The 15,134-nt window shown below is 65.2% G+C and carries 19 protein-coding genes; 10 read left to right on the top strand and 9 right to left on the bottom strand.

The window, feature by feature from the left end:
• Positions 1–146: 146 nt before the first annotated feature.
• Genes ACZ1II_RS14305 through ACZ1II_RS14270 form a run of 8 tightly spaced genes read left to right on the top strand, consistent with a single transcriptional unit; the run spans position 147 to position 5,998 of the window.
• Positions 147–935: a response regulator transcription factor gene (locus ACZ1II_RS14305; protein WP_465147034.1), complete on the top strand. Its 789-nt coding sequence runs from the start codon at positions 147–149 to the stop codon at positions 933–935.
• Positions 925–2,505, top strand: coding sequence for a sensor histidine kinase (locus ACZ1II_RS14300; protein ID WP_465147033.1), 1,581 nt, complete (start codon positions 925–927; stop codon positions 2,503–2,505). Before ACZ1II_RS14305 ends, ACZ1II_RS14300 begins: the two co-directional genes overlap by 11 nt.
• A complete protein-coding gene (locus ACZ1II_RS14295; protein ID WP_465147032.1) occupies positions 2,490–2,936 on the top strand; it encodes an HPr kinase/phosphorylase in 447 nt (148 codons plus the stop codon). Before ACZ1II_RS14300 ends, ACZ1II_RS14295 begins: the two co-directional genes overlap by 16 nt.
• A 56-nt stretch (positions 2,937–2,992) precedes the next feature.
• Positions 2,993–3,952, top strand: a complete 960-nt coding sequence (rapZ, locus tag ACZ1II_RS14290; protein ID WP_465147031.1) for an RNase adapter RapZ — start codon at positions 2,993–2,995, stop codon at positions 3,950–3,952.
• 55 nt (positions 3,953–4,007) lie between these two features.
• Entirely contained in the window at positions 4,008–4,415 is a 408-nt protein-coding gene (locus tag ACZ1II_RS14285) for a PTS sugar transporter subunit IIA (RefSeq protein WP_147219710.1), read from the top strand.
• Positions 4,412–4,690, top strand: coding sequence for an HPr family phosphocarrier protein (locus ACZ1II_RS14280; RefSeq protein ID WP_086490403.1), 279 nt, complete (start codon positions 4,412–4,414; stop codon positions 4,688–4,690). The genes ACZ1II_RS14285 and ACZ1II_RS14280 overlap by 4 nt, the downstream gene beginning before the upstream one ends.
• Positions 4,687–5,517: a TrmH family RNA methyltransferase gene (locus tag ACZ1II_RS14275; RefSeq protein WP_465147030.1), complete on the top strand. Its 831-nt coding sequence runs from the start codon at positions 4,687–4,689 to the stop codon at positions 5,515–5,517. Before ACZ1II_RS14280 ends, ACZ1II_RS14275 begins: the two co-directional genes overlap by 4 nt.
• 49 nt (positions 5,518–5,566) lie before the next feature.
• On the top strand, positions 5,567–5,998 hold the full coding sequence (locus ACZ1II_RS14270) for an META domain-containing protein (protein WP_465147029.1): 432 nt from the start codon (positions 5,567–5,569) through the stop codon (positions 5,996–5,998).
• A 3-nt stretch (positions 5,999–6,001) separates the two neighbouring features.
• Here ACZ1II_RS14270 and ACZ1II_RS14265 read toward each other — a convergent pair whose 3' ends face one another.
• The 3 genes from ACZ1II_RS14265 to recR form a co-directional block, all read right to left on the bottom strand.
• The gene (locus ACZ1II_RS14265) at positions 6,002–7,555 is read right to left on the bottom strand and encodes a DNA recombination protein RmuC (RefSeq protein ID WP_465147028.1); all 1,554 of its coding nucleotides are present in this window, start codon (positions 7,553–7,555) and stop codon (positions 6,002–6,004) included.
• Positions 7,556–7,623: 68 nt separating this feature from the next.
• The gene (gene def, locus ACZ1II_RS14260) at positions 7,624–8,193 is read right to left on the bottom strand and encodes a peptide deformylase (RefSeq protein ID WP_147219714.1); all 570 of its coding nucleotides are present in this window, start codon (positions 8,191–8,193) and stop codon (positions 7,624–7,626) included.
• Positions 8,194–8,410: 217 nt separating this feature from the next.
• On the bottom strand, positions 8,411–9,007 hold the full coding sequence (recR, locus tag ACZ1II_RS14255; protein WP_465147027.1) for a recombination mediator RecR: 597 nt from the start codon (positions 9,005–9,007) through the stop codon (positions 8,411–8,413).
• A gap of 60 nt (positions 9,008–9,067) precedes the next feature.
• On the opposite strand from recR, the gene fmt reads away from it, so the two are divergent.
• Positions 9,068–9,976: a methionyl-tRNA formyltransferase gene (gene fmt, locus ACZ1II_RS14250; RefSeq protein WP_465147026.1), complete on the top strand. Its 909-nt coding sequence runs from the start codon at positions 9,068–9,070 to the stop codon at positions 9,974–9,976.
• Entirely contained in the window at positions 9,973–10,719 is a 747-nt protein-coding gene (gene truA / locus ACZ1II_RS14245; protein WP_465147025.1) for a tRNA pseudouridine(38-40) synthase TruA, read from the top strand. The genes fmt and truA overlap by 4 nt, the downstream gene beginning before the upstream one ends.
• A gap of 232 nt (positions 10,720–10,951) precedes the next feature.
• Here the strand turns inward: truA and cobS are convergent, their stop codons facing one another.
• The 6 genes from cobS to ACZ1II_RS14215 all read right to left on the bottom strand — a co-directional run bounded on the left by cobS (position 10,952) and on the right by ACZ1II_RS14215 (position 15,115).
• Positions 10,952–11,944 (bottom strand): cobaltochelatase subunit CobS, encoded by a 993-nt coding sequence (gene cobS, locus ACZ1II_RS14240; RefSeq protein ID WP_465147024.1) that lies wholly within the window; start codon positions 11,942–11,944, stop codon positions 10,952–10,954.
• 422 nt (positions 11,945–12,366) lie between these two features.
• Positions 12,367–12,735: a hypothetical protein gene (locus ACZ1II_RS14235; RefSeq protein ID WP_465147023.1), complete on the bottom strand. Its 369-nt coding sequence runs from the start codon at positions 12,733–12,735 to the stop codon at positions 12,367–12,369.
• A 120-nt stretch (positions 12,736–12,855) separates the two neighbouring features.
• Positions 12,856–13,314 (bottom strand): SRPBCC family protein, encoded by a 459-nt coding sequence (locus ACZ1II_RS14230; protein WP_465147022.1) that lies wholly within the window; start codon positions 13,312–13,314, stop codon positions 12,856–12,858.
• Between the two features lie 27 nt (positions 13,315–13,341).
• Entirely contained in the window at positions 13,342–14,007 is a 666-nt protein-coding gene (locus tag ACZ1II_RS14225; RefSeq protein WP_465147021.1) for a glutathione S-transferase family protein, read from the bottom strand.
• A complete protein-coding gene (locus ACZ1II_RS14220; RefSeq protein WP_465147020.1) occupies positions 14,004–14,492 on the bottom strand; it encodes a VOC family protein in 489 nt (162 codons plus the stop codon). Before ACZ1II_RS14220 ends, ACZ1II_RS14225 begins: the two co-directional genes overlap by 4 nt.
• Complete coding sequence (locus ACZ1II_RS14215; RefSeq protein WP_465147019.1) at positions 14,489–15,115, bottom strand: glutathione S-transferase family protein; 627 nt, start codon at positions 15,113–15,115, stop codon at positions 14,489–14,491. The genes ACZ1II_RS14220 and ACZ1II_RS14215 overlap by 4 nt, the downstream gene beginning before the upstream one ends.
• Between the last annotated feature and the right edge of the window lie 19 nt (positions 15,116–15,134).

Below are 15,134 nucleotides of genomic sequence, written 5' to 3'. Positions count from 1 at the left end.
GAGCGAGGTAGGACGAATGCACTTCGACCATTCCGGGGCAATTTCGGGACGAGCCGCAAAGGCGTGGACGCTCGCCCCGGCAGAGGCTAGTCACGGTCGCCCGGTTGCATCGCCCGGTTTCATCGGAAGGAACGCAGCGCAGTCCCATGGCAGACCCCACGGCATCTTCCACACCCGCGCCAGCCTCTCTCGAAGAGATCGCATCGATCCCTGTTCCGGCCCGTCAGCAGTCCATCGCGCTGGTGGACGACGACCGCAACATCCTCACCACCGTCTCCATCGGTCTCCAGGCCGAAGGCTTCGCGACCCGCCTCTACACCGATGGCGAGACCGCGCTGAAGGCTCTGCTGGAGAACCCGCCGGACCTCGCCATCTTCGACATCAAGATGCCGCGCATGGATGGGCTGCACCTGCTCCAGGCCCTGCGCGAACAGTCGAGCCTGCCGGTGATCTTCCTGACCTCGAAGGACGAGGAGCCGGACGAAGCCCTCGGCCTGGCGATGGGCGCGGACGACTATATCACCAAGCCGTTCAGCCAGCGCCTGCTCGTCGCCCGCATCCGCGCCATCCTGCGTCGCAGCGAACTGGCGAAGGCGAGCAACGAAGAAAGCGTGCAGGAAAACCTGCCCGACCCGGTCGTGCGCGGCCGCCTCAGCCTCGACCCCGCCCGCCATCAGGTGGCCTGGGACGGCGAGCCGGTCTCGCTGACCGTCACCGAGTTCCTGATCCTCGAAGCGCTCGCCCTGCGCCCCGGCGTGGTGAAGAGCCGCAACCAGCTGATGGACGCCGCCTACAGCGAGGACGTCTACGTCGACGACCGCACGATCGACAGCCACATCAAGCGCCTGCGCCGCAAGTTCCGCGCCGTCGATCCGGAATTCTCGGCCATCGATACGCTCTATGGCGCCGGTTATTCCTACACCGATGGCTCCTAATCCCGCGCGCAAGCGCCGCAAGGCACCGATGCTCGTCCGGCTCGGCCTGTCATGGCGCGTCTCGCTGACGGCGCGCATTCTCGCGGTGAACGTGATCGCGCTCGCCCTGCTGGCGGGAAGCCTGTTCTACATCGACTCCTACCGGCGCGAACTGCTGGGCGAACGCTTCCGCCTCGCCCGCTCGGAAGCCGAAGTCGTCGCCATCACCCTGGCTGGGGAAAACGCCGAGGACCGCCGCGACCTGATCGCGCGGATCGGCTCCGGCCAGGCCTTGCGCCTGCGCCTGTTCGACCGCAGCGGCAAGCTCGTCGCCGACAGTTTCGCACTGGCGAAGCCGTCCTACCGGCTCATCGACCCCGCCACCGAACCATGGCTTCAGGACGCCGCCCGCGCGCTCGACAAGGGTATGGACTGGGTGCTCGGCTCGCCGCCGGTTGCGGACTATCACGATGCGCCGGGTGCCGGTGCCTCGGCCTGGCCGGAAGTGGCCGCCGCGCTGGCCAGTGGCCGCACCGAAGTGAGCCACAAGGCCGCGCCGGACCGCACCCCGGTCATCATCGCCGCAACCCCGGTCGGCAAGCGCGGCGAGGCCCTGCTCGTCACCCGCAACGCCCGCGACATCACCGAAAACGTGCGCATGGCGCGCCAGACGCTCGCCATCATCGTCGGCGCAGCGCTGACCGTCTCGATCCTGCTTTCGCTGTTCCTCGCCCGCACCATCGTCGAGCCGCTGCGCAAGCTCGTCCGCGCCGCCGTGCGCGTGCGCCTCGGCCGCGACCGCAGCGTCGTGGTGCCGCGCCTGCCCGACCGGCGCGACGAGATCGGCCTGCTCGCCCGCGCGATCTCGGACATGAGCGGCGCCCTGCGCCAGCGCATCGACGCGGTGGAGAGCTTCGCCGCCGATGTGGCCCACGAGTTGAAGAACCCCCTCACCAGCCTGCGCAGCGCCCTCGAAAACCTCGAACGGGTCGACGATCCCGCCTTGCGCCGCCAGCTTCTCGGCATCGCCAAGGACGACGTGCGGCGGATCGACTTCCTCGTCACCGAGATCGCCGACGCCAGCCGCATCGACGCCGAACTCAGCCGCACGACGTTCGAGCCGGTGGACATGCTGCGACTGGTCCGCGCGCTCGTCACCGAACGCGAACAGCGCGGCGTCAACGGCGCCTGCCCGATCCGGGTCATCCGCGAGGCCGACGGCGACCTCTTTGTCCCCGGCGACGCCTCGCGGCTGGAGCGCGTGCTCCAGAACCTGCTCGACAACGCGATCTCCTTCTCGCCCGAAGGCACCCCCATCGAAGTCGCCGTGGGCCGCAGCGAAGGACGGATCACCCTTTCCGTTTCCGACCACGGCCCCGGCATACCGGAAGCCGCGCGCGAAAAAATCTTCGAGCGTTTCCACTCGCTGCGCCCCGCCAGCGAGGAATTCGGCAAGCACTCCGGCCTCGGCCTCGCGATCGCCCGCACCATCGTCGAGGCGCACTACGGCAAGCTGCGCGCGACCGACCGCACCGACGGTGCGCGCGGCGCACGGCTGCTGATCTCGCTCCCGGCATGGCAAGGCGAATGACGGTTGCGGCGCCTTTCACGCGGCAAGCCACTTGCGTTGCCATAGAGGGACGCGCGGTGCTGATCGAGGGGCCGTCGGGCACGGGCAAGTCCAGCCTCGCTCTCGCCCTGATCGATCGCGGCGCCGAGCTTGTCGGGGACGACGGCGTGCTGCTTCACGAATCCGAACGACGGCTCCTCGCGCAGCCCCATCCGAACACGCGCAGTCTGATCGAAGTCCGCAATCTCGGCATCCTGCCCTTCCCGTGCCGCGAGGAGGCCCCGGTCTCGCTGGTCGTCATGCTGGATAGCGAAGCACCGCGCTTCATCGAGACGGCAGGCAGCGTCGAGATCGGGGGCGTGACACTGCCCGCGCTGCGCCTCACGCCCCGCGCCGAGCCCCTGGCGCTGAAGGTGGAGTTAGCGTTGTTGCATTATGGCCTCACCGGGTGACAAACCTGTAAGAACGCCTCTTTTCTTTCCCGGCAACCCGGCGCAAACAGCCCCGGATGCAGGACGATCTCCCCCCCGAAGACGCGCAATCCGCGCCCTCCCCGGCCCAGCGACAGAAAGTGCTGCTGGTGACCGGCATGCTCGGCGCCGGCAAGACCACGGTGCTGCGGGTGCTGGAAGATCTCGGCTGGGAAATCATCGACAATTTCCCGGTCCGCCTGCTGGAACGCATGATCGAGGGCCAGCCCTCCGACGACCCGTCGCCGCTGGCGATCGGCTTCGACTGCCGCACGCGCGGGTTCAATCCGGAGCGGGTCATCGCCCAGGTCAAGGCGCTCGGCGAGCGCGAGGACCTCGAAGTCTCGACGCTGTTCCTCGACTGTTCGAGCAAGGAACTGGAACGCCGCTTCAACGAGACCCGCCGCCGTCACGCCCTCGCCGCCGACGCGCCCGTCGACACCGGCATTCGCGCCGAACGCGAATTGCTGGCGCCGCTGCGCCGCTGGGCCGACATTCTCGTCGAAACCACCGAATTCACGTCCAACGACCTGCAACGCGCGATTCGCGAGCGCTTCGCCGCCGAAGAACCGGAAGACCTGACGATCACCGTCTCCAGCTTCGGCTTCTCGCGCGGGATGCCGCCGCTCGCCGATTTCGTGTTCGACATGCGTTTCGTGGACAACCCGCACTGGGATTCGGAGCTGCGCCCGATGACCGGACAGGACGCTCCGGTGGGTGACTATATCCGCAAGGATCCGGCCTTCGACGAAGCATTTGCGCGGATTCGCGACCTGCTCCTGCCGCTGCTTCCGCGTTATCGCGCGCAAGGCAAGGCCTATGTTCACATCGCTTTCGGCTGTACCGGAGGGCGACACCGCTCCGTTTTTACCGCCGAGCAGATGGCAGCGGCCTTGCGCGAAGCGGGATTTTCGCCCACATTGTTGCATCGCAACCTGGGCTCGCGGGCTGCTGATCTTCTCGAGGGGGGAAATTCTCGAAGGGGTCCGGTAGCGTGAAAGAAGATTATATAACCCGGTCGCATTCGCAGGAAATTCGGAGCCAAACCCCAGCATGATCGGCATGATCCTGGTCACTCACGGCAATCTCGCCGAGGAATTCGTACACGCGATGGAGCACGTCGTCGGAGACCAGTCGGCGGTCGCCACCGTCTGCATCGGTCCCAACGACGATATGGAGCGTCGCCGCAGCGAGATCGCCGAGGCGATCACCGCCGTGGACAGCGGCGAAGGCGTCATCATCCTCACCGACCTGTTCGGCGGCACGCCCTCCAACCTCGCGATCTCGCTGATGGAAGCGGGCCGCGTCGAAGTGATCGCCGGCATCAACCTGCCGATGCTGATTCGTCTCGCCAAGGCGCGCGCCTGCATGTCGGTGCGTGAAGCCGCCGCCGCCGCGCGCGACGCCGGGCGCAACTACATCACGATCGCCAGCGAATATCTCGGACAGGACGCCGCATGAGCGATTTCCGCGAAACCGTCCTCATCGTGAACAAGCGCGGTCTCCACGCCCGCGCCAGCGCCAAGTTCGTCAACCATGTCGCCGAACTGCCGGAATCCGTGCTCGTCACGGTCGGCAAGGACGGCACCGAAGCGGCGGGCAATTCCATCCTCGGCCTGATGATGCTCGGCGCCGCCAAGGGCGACAGCATCGAGATCGCCTGCAAGGGCGAAGGCGCGCAGGATGCGCTCTCGGTCCTGGCAACCCTCGTGCGCGACGGTTTCGGCGAAGAATGACCTTTGCCGACCGCGCGGCCTATCGCCGCACCATTACCGGATTCTCGAACCCGCTGGTCAAGTTCCTGCGCTCCTTGCGGGAGAAGAAGCACCGCAAGCGGGAACAGCGCTTCCTCGCCGAGGGCCTGCGCCTGCTGACCGATGCCCGCGAATGCGGCATCGTGCCGGAAATGCTGGTCATGGCCGTGGGCCGCGATCCGCACCCGCTGCTGGACGCTCTTGAAGAAGCCGTCATCGCCGCGGGCGGCGAGGTCGTCGAGATGGACGAGGAAATCCTCGCCAAAGTCACCGGCAAGGACAATCCGCAGGCCGTCGCGGGCGTCTTCGCAGAGTTCGACACGCGGATCGCCAATCTCGACCGTACCGCCGCACCGATCTGGCTGGTGGCGCAGGCGCTGCGCGATCCCGGCAACCTCGGCACGATGCTGCGGACCGGCGATGCCGTCGGCGCGGGCGGGCTGATCCTGCTCGACGACTGCGCTGACCCTTTCTCGGTGGAAGCGGTGCGCGCCAGCATGGGCGCGATCTTCACGCAGAAGATCGCCATCGCCCGCTGGGAAGAATTCCAGGACTGGCTGCGCGCCGGAGACGGTCAACTGGTGGCCGCCTCGCTGCGCGATCCCACCGACTATCGCCGCGCGCCTTATGCGGCGCCGTGCTTCCTGATGGTCGGCAACGAATCGCAGGGCCTGCCGCAGGCTTACGAGGAAGCCTGCGACTTGCGTGTCACCATTCCGATGCGCGGCCGGGCCGACAGCCTGAATGCCGCCGTCGCGGGCGCGGTGCTCGCTTACGAGGCTCTTGCCCACCTTGAGGGTGGAAACTGAATAGCGCGTTCATCCGGGCATCATCCGCGACGTGTAGAGTGCCCGGACCATGCGTTTAGCCTTACTTACCTTCTGCCTCCTGCCGTCCCTCGCCGCCTGCTCCGTTCAGGGCGAGGATTCGCCTCTCGCTCGCACGACCTGGCGATTTGCCCTGATCGACGGCCAGAGGCCGGACTCTGCCGATGCCCGCCTGACGTTCGAGGGCAGCAAAGTCGGTGTTCAGGTCGGCTGTAACCGCATGGACGGCCCCTGGCGCATAGATTCGGAACGCCTGATCGCAGGCCCTCTCGCCCTGACCGAGATGACCTGCACGGTTCCCGCCTGGGATCAGGAAAAGGCCGTGAACGCCCTGCTCGTGGCGACGCCGCGCTTCGCTATCGACGGCAACCACATGATCCTGCAATCGAGCGGCCATACCGCCGAACTCGTCCGCGAAGGCGGCCCCATGGAACGCCCGACGCGAACCGCCGACGGTAGCTGAGGACTATTCCGCCGCTTCGGGCAGTGTTCCCGTATCCGGCAAAGCGGCAGTACCCGGCTCGGCACCAAAGCGCGGCACCGCTTCGACTTGCGTTACTTCGTCGGAAATCTCACGCTTGCCGATCTTGATGTGCTTCTCGGTGAGGCGGCGCGCGCGGCTCATCACATTGCCCTCGTAAGTGCGGGCGAAGTCGTTGAAACTGTTGACCGCACGGCCGAGATGCACGCCGACTTTGCTCAGGTCGTCCTGGGTCTTGGCAAGGCTGTCGTAGAGATCGCTGCCCAGCTTGCCGATTTCCCGCGCTTCCTTGGCGAGGCCCTCCTGCTGCCAGACTTGCGCGATAGTGCGGCAGATGGCGACGAGGTTGGTTGGGCTGGCGAGCAGCACCCGCCGCTCGAAGGCATAGTCCCACAGGCTGGAATCGTGGTCGAGCGCGGCGGCGATGAAATGCTCGCCGGGCACGAACATCAGCACATAGTCCGGCGCATTCTCGAACTGGCTTTGGTAGGACTTGTTGCCCAGGGTTTGGATGTGGTTGCGCATCGAGGCCGCGTGCTGATCGAGGAAGGCTTTGCGCACGGTCTCGTCATCGGCCTCGAAGGCGTCCTGATAGGCGTTGAGCGAAACCTTGGCGTCGATCACCAGCTGCTTGTTGCCGGGAATGCGCACGATCGCGTCGGGGCGCAGGCGCCCGTCCTCGGTCTCGATCGACTGTTCGGTCTCGAAATCGGTGTGTTCGGTAAGGCCGCACTGTTCGAGCACGTTCTTGAGCTGCTGCTCGCCCCAGCGCCCGCGCGCCTTGGGGGCATTGCGCAGCGAATTACTGAGCCGCGCGGCTTCGGTGCGAACCCGCTCCTGCCCGGCGCTCAGTTCGACGAGCTGACCGGTCAGCGTCGCAAAGGCATCGGTGCGCTGCTTTTCGAGCGTGGCGACCTGCTCCTCATAACTCTTGAGCCGCTCTCCAACGGGAGCGAGAAGCGTGCGGATACGCTCGGCATTGGCCTTCTCGCTTTCCTCGAAACGCGCACCGGCGCGGCTCAGGAAGGCTTCCTGCGCACCGGCCAGAACCTTGGCCCCGGCGTTCTCGAACTCCTTGCGCAGCGCTTCCTGCGCTTCGATCAGCAGGCGCTTCTGCTCGTCGAAATTGGCCGATTTTTCCTGGAGAGTGGCGAGTTGCTCTGCTTTCACCCTCAATTCGTCGCTCAGCGCCTCGATCTTGCCGGCATGCGCGATGCGGGTTCGCTCAAGGATTTCCGATAATTCGCTGCGGAGGCGCTCGATGGCATCGCCATGGCTGCGCCGGGTGAGTTCCATGGCTTGGTTATGCTCGAAGCGTGTGCGTTCGAGGGCATCGGAAAGTTCGTCCGCCCGGCTGGCGCGTTCGCTAGCCGAAGCGAGATCGCGAATCGCGGCGCGGAACTTCTCGTCGAGTTCGCGCGCTTCGCGATCACGGGTTTCGAAGCGATTTCGCCAGTCCGCAGCCGGTCTGGAACCAAAGAACCAGCCGGCCCCAAGACCGACAACGAGCGCTAGAATGGCGACGACAGCGATTTCCATCCCGGCAGCATAGCCAGAACATTAGGGGAACGCCAGCCCTTAGAGCGGCTTCCCCCAATTCAGCGAAATCAGGCCGCCTTGCGCAGCTTGTCGAGCTTCTTGAGCGCCATCTGGCGCTTGAGGCGCGAGAGGTGGTCGATGAAGAGGATGCCCTCGAGGTGATCCATCTCGTGCTGGAGGCAGGTGGCCATCAGGCCCTCCATGTTCTCTTCATGCACCGTACCGTCGAGGTCCTGCCAGCGCGCGCGAATGCGCGAGGGGCGTTCGACGTCGGCGTAAATCTCGGGAACCGAGAGGCAGCCTTCCTGATAGACCGTGTGGTCTTCGGAAGGATCGAGGATTTCCGGATTGATGAAGATCCGGGGTTCCCGCTTCGTCGGCTGGTGGGTGTGGTGGTGGCCGCCGTGCGACGTGCACACTTCCGGCTCCGCATCCTCGTCATCGGGCTGGAGATCGATCACCAGCACGCGCAGCGGCACGCCGACCTGAATCGCGGCGAGGCCGATGCCCGGCGCATCGTACATGGTTTCGAACATGTCTTCGACAAGCGTCTTCAGCTCGTCGTCGAACTTTTCGACGGGGACCGAAACCTGCTTGAGACGCGGATCGGGAACTTCGAGGATTTCACGGATAGCCATGCCCCGCAAATAAGCGCGATGGCCGATTCTCGCAAGATGGACGCTTCGATGACAGTGATCGAGAGTCTGTTTGGAAAATGCCAAACGGGGCATTTTCGTCAGCGGCACCGGCCCTCGCCCCCACCCGACCTCCCACGAGTGTATCCTGATGGGAGGTCGGGTGGGGGCGAGGGCCGGTGCCGCGAAATTCGCATTCTGCGAATTTCCAAACAGCCTCCTAGGCCACGGGCCTCCTCGCGCGGATGGCTTGAGCCAGCGTTCCCTCGTCGATATAGTCGAGTTCACCGCCCACCGGGAGACCATGGGCAAGCTGGGTGATCCGCACCGGAAGTCCTTCGAGACGCTCGGCAATATAGTGCGCCGTGGTCTGCCCTTCGAGCGTGGCGTTCATCGCGAGAACCACTTCGTCGATGCCGCCCTCCTCCACGCGGCGCAGCAGGCTGTCGATCGCCAGATCTTCCGGCCGCACGCCGTCGAGCGCGGAAAGACGGCCGCCGAGAACATGGTAGCGACCGTTGAACAGCCGCGCGCGGTCGAGCGCCCAGAGGTCCGCCACTTCCTCCACCACGCAGAGCGAGCGCGCGTCGCGGCGCGCATCGGCGCAGATGCCGCAAGGGTCGGCGGTATCGATATTGCCGCAGGTGCGGCACTCGACCAGCGCTTCACGCACCGCCGCGAGGGCATCGACCAGTTGCACCAGCGAGGTCTCCCGCCGCTTGATGAGCCAGAGCACCGCCCGGCGCGCGGAACGGGGGCCGAGGCCGGGAAGGCGCGACAGCGCGGCGGTAAGCGTCTCGATCTCTTGCGATGCCATGGCGGCGGAGATAGGGCCTCCGGAGCTTTTGAGAAAGACCTTCGGAGAATTCCCCACACCATGCGCATCGTCTTCATGGGTACGCCCGATTTCGCGGTGCCCGCCCTCGTCGCGCTGGTCGAGGCCGGGCACGAGGTCGTCGCTGTCTACAGCCAGCCGCCGCGCCCCGGCGGGCGCCGCGGCAAGGAACTGACCCCCTCGCCCGTCCACAAGGAAGCCGAGGCGCGCGGGATCGAGGTGCGCCATCCGGTTTCGCTCAAGGGCGCGGAGGAGCAGGAGACGTTCGCCGCGCTCGGCGCCGATATCGCCGTGGTGGCCGCTTATGGCCTGCTGCTGCCTCAGGCGGTGCTCGACGCGCCGCGCCTGGGGTGCCTCAATATCCATGCCTCGATCCTGCCGCGCTGGCGCGGGGCAGCGCCGATCCAGCGGGCGATCCTCGCGGGCGATCCGACCACCGGCGTCACCATCATGCAGATGGAGATCGGTCTCGACACCGGGCCGATGCTGGCCACCCTGCGCACCACCATCGAGCGCAAGACTGCCGGTGAACTGACCACGGAACTCGCCGAAAGGGGCGCGCAGCTCATGGTCGGCACCTTGCGCGATCTTGCCGTGCACCGCGCCGTCACCCAGCCGGAAGACGGCGTGACTTATGCGAAGAAGATCGACAAGGCCGAGGCCCGGCTCGATTTCACGCTTCCCGCCGAGCAGGTCGAGCGGCAGGTTCGCGCCTTCATGCCCGCACCGGGCGCCTTCTTCGAACTGGATGGCGAGCGGTACAAGGTCCTCGCCGCCGATGTCGTGGAGGGCACTGGCGAACCCGGCGTCACGCTCGACGATTCGCTGACCGTGGCCTGCGGCGAAGGCGCCTTGCGTGTCACCCGCATCCAGCGCGCGGGCAAGCCTGCCATGGACACCGCAGACCTGCTGCGCGGCCGTGCCGTTCCCGCCGGAACGAGGCTCGCTTGACCCGCTTCGCCCTCACTCTCGAATTCGACGGCGCGCCCTACATGGGTCTCCAGCGCCAGGCACACGGCCCTTCGGTGCAGCAGAGTGTCGAGGAAGCCGTCTTCGCGCTCACCGGCGAGACCACGGGCATGCATGCCGCCGGGCGCACCGATGCGGGCGTCCATGCGCTCGGCATGAAAGTGCATATCGACATAGCCAAGCCGTTCACGCCCTTCCAGTTCACCGAAGGCCTGAACGCCCGCCTGCGGCCCCATCCGATCGCGGTGGTCGGTTGCGAGGTGGTGCCGGACGACTGGCATGCGCGCTTCTCGTGCATCGGCCGCTCCTACATCTACCGCATCGCCAACCGCCGGGCGCCGCTCACGCTGGAGCGCGGCAAGGCCTGGCAGGTGCCCAAGCCGCTCGACGAGACCGCCATGCACCGCGCCGCGCAGATTCTCGTGGGCCTGCACGATTTCACCACGTTCCGCTCCGCCCATTGCCAGTCGCAAAGTCCGCTCAAAACGCTCGACCGCCTCGACGTGCGGCGCGAGGGCGAGATGGTGCTGATCGAGGCCGAGGCCCGCAGTTTTCTGCACCATCAGGTCCGCTCGATGGTCGGCTGCCTCGCGCTCGTCGGCATGGGGCGCTGGGAGGTACGGCAGGTCGCCGAGGCGCTGGAAGCCCGCAACCGTCAGGCGCTGGGCCTCAATTCGCCGCCGGACGGACTCTATTTCGTGAAGGCGATCTATCCCGAAGACTGAGCGCGCCTGCACAAGGTGACACTTTGGTTGACACAGTTGACACGGTCCTGAGCGAAAAAAGTCGCTCCCGGCAGGACCTGTCACCTTGTAGCGGACAATAGCGGGATGAAAGGCCGTGGAGAGCATGGCGCCATCCTACAGCACCGCCTGTCTGTAGGAAAATCGTCCCCGCTTCGGCACAAAAAAGGGGAGGCCGCGACCTCCCCTTCCCTGTTCTCTATCGCCGCAGACCTCAGGCCTTGCCGACGACGCTTTCCGGCAGGTCGTTGCCGAACACGCGCTGATAATATTCGGCGACCATCACCCGCTCGGTCTCGTCGCACTTGTTAAGGAACGAGAGACGGAAGGCGAAGCCCACGTCCTTGAAGATCGCAGAGTTCTGCGCCCAGGTGATGACGGTACGCGGACTCATCACGGTCGAGATATCGCCGTTCATGAAGCCCTGGCGGGTGAAGTCGGCCACCTTGACCATCTGCGAGATCGTCGCGGCGTCCACCTGCGGCACCTTCTTCGAGACGATGTCGGTCTCGACCGGTTCGGGCAGGTAGTTGAGGCCGACCACCAGGTTCCAGCGGTCCATCTGGCCCTGGTTGATCTGCTGGGTGCCGTGGTAGAGACCCGAAGTGTCGCCGAGGCCGACCGTGTTGGCGGTGGCGAAGAGGCGGAAATTGCGATCCGGGCGGATCACGCGGTTCTGGTCGAGCAGGGTCAGCTTGCCCTCGGTTTCGAGGATGCGCTGGATCACGAACATCACGTCCGGACGGCCCGCATCGTACTCGTCGAACACCAGCGCGACCGGGTGCTGGAGCGCCCAGGGCAGCAGGCCTTCGCGGAATTCCGTGACCTGGAGGCCGTCGCGCAGCACGATGGCATCGCGACCGATCAGGTCGATACGGCTGATGTGCGCATCGAGGTTGATGCGGATGCACGGCCACTTGAGGCGGGCTGCGACCTGTTCGATGTGGGTCGACTTACCGGTGCCGTGATAGCCCTGCACCATGACGCGGCGGTTGTAGGCAAAGCCCGCCAGGATCGCCAGCGTGGTGTCCGGATCGAAGACATAAGTCTCGTCGAGGTCGGGAACGCGCTCGTCGGCGACGGAGAAGGCAGGCACCTTCCAGTCGATATCGATTCCAAAGGTCTCGCGCACGTCGAGTTCGATGTCGGGAGCAGCCAGCACGGTGGCGTCGCGATTCTCGGCTTTCATGGTCTCGGTCTCAGTCATCGTGTCTAACCGCGTAGACAAGCGGGCGCTGCACCGCAACAGGCTTTGCGGTTTATTGAAAGCGCAGCGGGAGGAAACGGCGTGGGAACATTCGCGCAGCTTTTTATGGCCGGCACCCGCTGCAAGCACGCATCGGCCCTGGAATGCATACTTGGAACCGCATAACCAAACCGCACATCAAAGCTCTGTCATCCACGGTCTGCCGGCCCCCACCTCCGTCCATGCGCGACTATTTTAAGCCGCCGCAATTGCTGGACCGATCTACACGCCTATCACCACGGCGACGGGTATCGGAGCACATGGAACTGCTGCGTCGCAAAATAGAACAAATAAACACGTATGCGGAAATTCTCCGGTATTCACGCTTATGGGAATGTCCGCTTTCATAACTCCTCTGCGCGAAAAATGCGGGTTAGCGGACCTTATACGAATACGCGGAAAGGATGCTTCTGGTTCTGGCGAATAAACGCCTCAACATCACGGAGCCGGATGGGATATGGCTGAACGTCACGCCAACCAGTATTCGGATTAAAGCGGAATCCGGCCTTCCAGAGCCGTTCCACCTTCCGCCATTGCTCCATGTTCGTCTTTTTCGGCGCCTTGAATGCCCGTCCCATCCAACTCAATGGATTGCTACACTGAGGGCAAATCGCCGTGCTCTCCTCGGGTAGTTTCCATGATTTTCTGCAATCAAAGCAGGCGTGGGCAATGAGGTAATCAGGCCCGCGATGATAACGGCACACGTATGGGCCAGGCACCGTACGGTTCCCCATGGCCTTGCGGATTTCCATGCGCGCGGATTTTGAAGGAGGCGACTTCATGATCTGCAAAATGCATCAGGCAACTGGGGTCCGCAATGCAAGGCACCAACGAAAAGCCGGCTTCGGATCAAAAGTTGACGGACGACCAGTTTAGCTTTTCTCCCGCTCGCAGATTTCCGCGAGTTGATCGGCGCAGGCGCTCCAGCCGTCCACGAAGCCCATGTCCTCGTGCATCTTGCGGTCTTCCTCGCGCCAGTGGCGGGCGCTGGCGGTGTAGCGGGTGCCCTCGTCTTCGGGGGCGATTTCCCAGATGCCGATCATGAAGGGACCGGCGGGCCGGAACTCTCCCGTAACCGCATCCGTGGTCACGAAGCGGCGGCCCTCGTCATAGGCGAGATAGATGCCGTTCTGCGGCGCGACTTCGCCGTCGGGGCCGTACATCGTCATCCGGCAGACGCCGCCGGGGCGGCGGTCCTGTTCGTCGATCTCGACGCGCCAGGGGCGGGGGCACCACCATTCCTCCTGCCGGTTGGCCATGACGTCCCAGACTTGCGCGACCGGGGCCGCGATAGTGCGGGTGATCGAGAGTTCGTTATCCGTATCGCTCATGCAGTCTCTCCTCAATCGCGGTAATTTTCAGTCACGATCGGGTGCGCCGAGCGGGAAGTAGGTCCGGAAAGGCCGGGCATCCTCGACGCAGCGCGCGACCGGCGGCAGGGCCAGCAGATGGGCGCGCCACGCGCGCAGGCGCGGGCGGTCCTCGGGGATCGGGTGGACCCAGTCGGCATAGAACAGCGAGGGCGCCGCCGCGCATTCGATCAGCGAGATCTGGTCGATCTGCGGGTAGAACCGCAGCCAGCCTTCCAGCCAGGCATAGACCCGGTCGAGCTGCGCCCGCGCTTCGGCGCAGCGGGTCTGGTCGGGGGCGGCGGCATCGCGGATGTACTCGTCCACGACGATCTGCATCACGTTCATGACGTAGTTGTCGAAGACCCGGTCGAGCATGCGGACCGCCGTTGCCGCATCGGGGTCTTCGGGGATCAGCATGCCCGGCGAGACATGGTGCCGATCGAGATATTCGATGATCGTCGTCGCTTCGAACAGCAGGCTTTCGCCGTCGCGCAGGACCGGGAACTTGCCGAGCGGCCCGGCCATCTGCACCACTTCGGCATGATCCGGATGGTCCTGGTCGAGCATCCGGAACGCGAAAGGCACGTCATAGGCGTAGAGCGGGATCAGCGCCTTCCAGGTGTAGGACGAAAAGGGATGGCCGAAGAGTTCGAGGCTCGGCTCCGGGTTCACGCAGAGGTTCCGGCGACGGCGGCCTCGATCGCGGCGATGTCGATCTTGCGCATCGTCATCATCGCTTCCATTCCGCGCTTGGCCGCGGCGCGGTCGGGATTGGTGAGGGAATCACTGAGTGCCTTGGGGGTGATCTGCCAGGAAAGGCCCCACTTGTCCTTGCACCAGCCGCACATGCTCTCCGCACCGCCGTTGCCGACGATCGCGTCCCAGTAGCGGTCGGTCTCTTCCTGGTTCAGGGTCTCGACCTGGAAGGAGAAGGCCTCGCTCTGCGGGAAGGCCGGGCCGCCGTTGAGGCCGATGCATTCGATGCCCATGACCGTGAACTCGACGGTGATGACATCGCCTGCCTTGCCATCCGGGTAATCAGTAGGCGAATGGACGACGCGGGTGACATGAGTATCGGGAAAGACCGAGGCGTAGAAGTTCGCCGCTTCCTCGGCGGCGGCGTCGTACCAAAGGCAGACGCGGTTTTTTGCCGTCATTTCTTCATCTCCGCGATCAGGGTGTTGTCCACCGCCTTGGCCGCCTTGTAGGCCTCGCGCTCCTGAAGGCGTTCGGCATAGGCGACGAAGGCCGGGCGCGGGGGCATCGTGCCGAAAGTCAGGCCCCAGTCCACCGCGCTGCCGACATAGACGTCGGCCATCGTGAAGCGGTCGCCGCAAACGTATTTCGCCTGCTCGAAATGGCTCTCCAGCGTGTTCATCGTGCGCTCGAAGCTGCCCCAGCCCGCCATCATCTCCTGCTCGGGCAAGGGTTCGCACTTGAAGTGACGCGAGGTGATCGCCTGCTCGACCGGGCCGGAAGCGAAGAAGGTCCAGCGGTAATAGTCCGCCATTTCGCCGTCGCTCGGCAGCAGGCCCGCCTCGGGGTGCATTTCGGCCAGGTAGAGGCAGATCGCCGCGGCCTCGGTGACGGTGCGGTCGCCGCCTTCGGCGTGGTGAACGATCGTGGGCACTTTGCCCATGGGGTTCACGGCGAGAAACGTGGAGGGCTTGTCCTTCCAGTCGATCAGCACCTGCCGGTAGTCGGCCCCGGCTTCGTGGAGCGCCCAGCGGGCGATCTGACCGCGCGACATCGGATTGGTGTAGAAGGTGTAATCGGCCATGATCCCTGCTCCATCGTCC

This window comes from Novosphingobium sp. BL-S-20 (assembly GCF_055521635.1).
This window is presented reverse-complemented; position numbering and strand designations above follow the sequence as displayed.